Here is a 4,121-nt window from a genome sequence, read left to right on the forward strand (position 1 = left end):
ATCCGCAAGGCGCTGCCCGACGCGATCGACCTGCTCGTGATCTGCGCGGAGGCGGGCCTGACGGTCGACGCGGCGTTCGGCCGCGTCGCGCGCGAATTGGGCAAGGGCTATCCGGAACTTGCCGACGAGATGTCGCTGACCGCGATCGAGCTCGGCTTCCTCACCGATCGCCGGGCGGCGTTCGAAAATCTCGCGACGCGGGTCGATCTTCCCTCGGTCCGCAGCCTCGTCACGACGCTGATCCAGACCGAGAAATATGGGACCCCGCTCGCCTCGGCGCTGCGTGTCCTGTCCGCCGAGTTCCGGCACGAGCGAACGATGCACGCCGAGGAAAAGGCCGCGCGCCTGCCGGCGGTGATGACGGTGCCGCTGATCGTGTTCATCCTGCCGGTGCTGTTCATCGTGATCCTGGGGCCCGCCGCCTGCTCGATCGGCGACGGACTGCTGAAGAATTGAGCCGGACCGCAGGTTGACCGCAACCGCCGGGGCGCGCACATCGTTACGCCCTCACGATAAGCGGAGAGTGCATTGATGCCGGCCTTCACCATGACCGAATGGGCCATTCTGTTCCTGGTGCTGCTGCTGGGCTGGATGCTCGGGCTGATTTCCCGATCGGGCAAGAAGTGGCGCCGATTGTACGAGAGCGAGCGCGACGCGCGCGCCGAGGAACAGCGCGAGCATGACGCCGCCCTGCGCGAGGCGAATGCCCGCATCGCCGAGCTGGAGCGCGCACGCCCGGCGGCCGCGGTCGCAGCAGTTCCCCCGGCGGCGGCCGCGCCGGCCACGCCGCATACGCTCGACCTGACGCGCGACGACCTGACCCGCCTGCGCGACGTGACGCGCGGCGGCGAGCGCCGCCTGAACGCCGAGGGGATCAGCCGGTATCGCGACATCATCGCCATGTCGGCGGAGGACGAGGCTGCGCTGGAACAGCGGCTGGGCATGGACCCCGGCTATATCGAGCAGGAGAAGTGGCGCGAGCAGGCCACGTTGCTCGACGCGGGCAAGTTCGACGAGCACAGCGCCCGCTTCGCCTGATCGACTGGGCCGAATTCGGCTCTTTGGCGGTTGCGGCGGCGCATCGCCGACCCTAGGCATCGTCACCGATGCGGATGGCGTCCTTGTCCTGGTCGAACATCCGCGACGGGCGCGTCACGCGCCGGGCGACGCCGCTCGTCCTGACGATCCTGGCGCATATCGCCATCCTGCTGCTCCTGCTCCAGACCACCGCCTTTCGTTTCCGCCCGCCGCCGCCGGGGGACGGGCCGCTGGTGACGATGGACATCGCGCCGGAGGCCCAGCCCGAGGCGCGCCGCAGCCGCGCGCCCCAGCGCGTCCGCCGCGCCGAGCGCGCGCCCTCCGCCCCGCCCCGCCCGCCCGAGCAACAACAGCCGCGCGAGAAACCCGACGTCGCGCAGCCGTGGGTGCTGATGCCGGGGCTGGAAAGCTTCGACCTGCGGCAGGTTCGCTCCGATCCGTCGGCGCGGCAATCCACGCAAGGGAGCGCGCAGGGCGAAGCGGAAACAGCGGACAGCGGGTCGGTGTACGGCCCGACCAACGCGCCCGGCGGCGGGCGGCTGTACAATGCCGAATGGTTTCGTGAGCCGACCGACGCCGAATTGTCCTTCTACATGCCGCGTGGCGTGGTCGGATGGGGCGTGATCGCGTGTCAGACGGCGGAGCGCTACCATGTCGAGAATTGCCGCGAGATCGCGGACTCGCCGCCCGGATCGGGCCTGGCGCGCGCGATCCGCGAGGCATCGTGGCAGTTTTTGGTCCGCCCGCCGCGCATCAACGGAAAGCCGGTGGTGGGAAGCTGGGTCCGGATCCGGATCGACCTGACGCCCGCCGGCAGCCGGGTGAAATAGGCCCCGCCCGATCAGGCGCGCCTTTTCCACCGCGTCAGCGCAGCACGCGCGAGTATGCCCGCCCCCACCACGGCGGCGGCGGTGGCGAGTTCGTGGCGGCGCGCGGTCGCGAACAGGCTGAACCGGCGTCCGCGTTGCGCGCCGTCGACCCGCCCATCGTCGCCCTGCGGCGCATCGAGATTACCCGCGACCTGGCCGACAGGCTCGGCGCGTTCGACCAGCGCGCCCGCCATCCGCACCGCGATATGATCGAACAAGGTGGGGAAAAGCGCGGCGCCGATCGTCTGCAACTTGCCGCTACCGCCGACCGTCAGCGAGCGGCGCGGATGACAGGCGGCGTCGAGGATCGCGTCGGCCACGATCTCCGGTGCGTAGATCGGCCGGGGCAGCCGCGCGCGTTTCCCCGTGCGGTTCCGCGCGTGCCCGGTGAACGGGGTGCCGATCGGGCTGGGTTTGAGCAGGGCCACCGAGACGGGCAGCGCATCCATCAGCACCTCGATCCGCAGCGAATCGGTAAAGCCTTTCATCGCATGCTTCGACGCATTGTAGGAGGACAGCAGCGGGCTGCTCATGTCGCTGTTGACCGATCCGACGTTGATCAGCGCGCCGCCGCCGGGCCGGTCTTTCAGATGCCGGACCGCCGCGAGTGAGCCATGGACCATGCCCCAGTAATTGGTTTCGAACACCCGCCGGTGATCTTCGGTCGGTTGTTCCAGCGCCTTGGCATAGGTTCCGACGCCCGCATTGTTGACCCAGGTGTCGAAGCCGCCGAAGCGATGGATGGTCGATATGACGACGCGGTCGATGTCGCCTTCGACGCTTACGTCCGCGGCGACGTAATCCGCGTCGCCCCCACCAGCCCGAATGCCCTGCACCACGGCCTGCAACGCATCCGAATCGCGCGCGACCAGCATCACGCGGGCACCGGTGGCGGCGGCCTTTCGCGCGGCGGACAGGCCATGGCCCGACGAGGCCCCCGTGATGACGATCACTTGCTCGGCAAGCGGCTTCAACCTGATCGACATGATACGCACCTCTTGGGGAAGCCGGACGCCAAGGGAGCATCGCATCCGTTCGGCGGATGAAGCGATCCCACCCCGCATAACGTTCCCGGATGGCACCACGTCGGATGCTCAACGCCGCGAGCGCCGGGACAATGCGGGCTCAGCCGCGACATTCGCCGCAGGCGGGTTGCCGGTCATACCCTCGATCCGGCAAGAGCGCCCCATGCCGACACAGATTGCCATGGGGACGACGCCGGACGCGACCGACGCGCATCTCGAGCTGGAGGAGCTGCTCGCCAGCCGCCTGCTGGTCCAGGGCAATTCGGGCTCGGGCAAGTCGCACCTGCTGCGCCGTCTGCTGGAGCAGAGCGCGGGGCTGGTCCAGCAGGTCGTGATCGATCCGGAAGGCGACTTCGTCACGCTTGCCGACGCGTTCGGCCATCTGATCATCGAAGCGGCCGACTATAGCGAGGCGGAGACCGCCAGCATCGCCGCGCGCGTGCGCCAGCACCGCATCTCCGTCATCCTCAATCTCGACGGGCTGGAGGTGGACGCCCAGCTCCGCTGCGCGGGCGGCTTCCTCAACCGGCTGTTCGATGCCCCGCGCGAGCAATGGTATCCGGCCCTGGTGGTGGTCGACGAGGCGCAGCTCTTCGCGCCGGCGGCGGCCGGCGACGTGGGCGAGGAGGCGCGGCGGGTGTCGCTTGCGGCAATGACCAACCTGATGTGTCGCGGCCGCAAGCGCGGACTGGCGGGAATCATCGCGACCCAGCGCCTGGCGAAGCTGGCCAAGAATGTCGCGGCCGAAGCGTCCAATTTCCTGATGGGGCGGACCTTCCTCGACATCGACATGGTCCGGGCGGCGGACCTGCGGGGGATGGACCGGCGGCAGGCCGAGCAGATCCGCGATCTCGCGCGCGGCCAGTTCCTGGCGCTGGGGCCGGCCTTGTCGCGGCGGCCGCGCCTCATCCATATCGGCCCCGTCCGCACGAGCGGCGCGGGGGGCGCGCTGTCGCTCCAGCCGCTGCCGGACCTGCAACGCGACGATCGACAGGCGCTGCTGTTCGACGCGCTCGACCCCGCACCGCCGCCGCCCCCGCCCCCTCCCCGGCCGGCCGAGCCGGTCGAACATTTGCTCGCCCGGCTGGAGGCGGCGCCGCGCGACCGCGAGCCGGCGGAGGCGGCCCCGGCCCTGTCCGCTACCGCGCTCGAGGCCCGTGTGGACCGGCTCCGGGGCGGCATGGCGCGC

The 4,121-nt window shown here is 70.2% G+C and carries 5 protein-coding genes; 4 read left to right on the forward strand and 1 reads right to left on the reverse strand.

The features are described 5' to 3' along the window. The 3 genes from ACOJSF_RS05295 to ACOJSF_RS05305 form a co-directional block, all read left to right on the forward strand. Positions 1 to 456, forward strand: a 456-nt coding sequence (locus tag ACOJSF_RS05295; protein WP_420141182.1) for a type II secretion system F family protein, incomplete at its 5' end; no start/stop codon positions are given. Positions 457 to 531: 75 nt separating this feature from the next. Next, entirely contained in the window at positions 532 to 1,038 is a 507-nt protein-coding gene (locus tag ACOJSF_RS05300) for a hypothetical protein (RefSeq protein ID WP_420141183.1), read from the forward strand. 68 nt (positions 1,039 to 1,106) lie between these two features. Beyond that, positions 1,107 to 1,868, forward strand: coding sequence for a hypothetical protein (locus ACOJSF_RS05305; RefSeq protein ID WP_420141184.1), 762 nt, complete (start codon positions 1,107 to 1,109; stop codon positions 1,866 to 1,868). Between the two features lie 11 nt (positions 1,869 to 1,879). Here the strand turns inward: ACOJSF_RS05305 and ACOJSF_RS05310 are convergent, their stop codons facing one another. Continuing rightward, a complete protein-coding gene (locus ACOJSF_RS05310; RefSeq protein ID WP_420141185.1) occupies positions 1,880 to 2,893 on the reverse strand; it encodes an SDR family oxidoreductase in 1,014 nt (337 codons plus the stop codon). Between the two features lie 202 nt (positions 2,894 to 3,095). Here ACOJSF_RS05310 and ACOJSF_RS05315 point away from each other — a divergent pair. Further along, a partial coding sequence (locus ACOJSF_RS05315; RefSeq protein ID WP_420141186.1) for a helicase HerA domain-containing protein occupies positions 3,096 to 4,121 on the forward strand: 1,026 nt, incomplete at its 3' end.

It is taken from the genome of Sphingomonas sp. (assembly GCF_048594985.1).
GTDB lineage: Bacteria > Pseudomonadota > Alphaproteobacteria > Sphingomonadales > Sphingomonadaceae > Sphingomonas_I.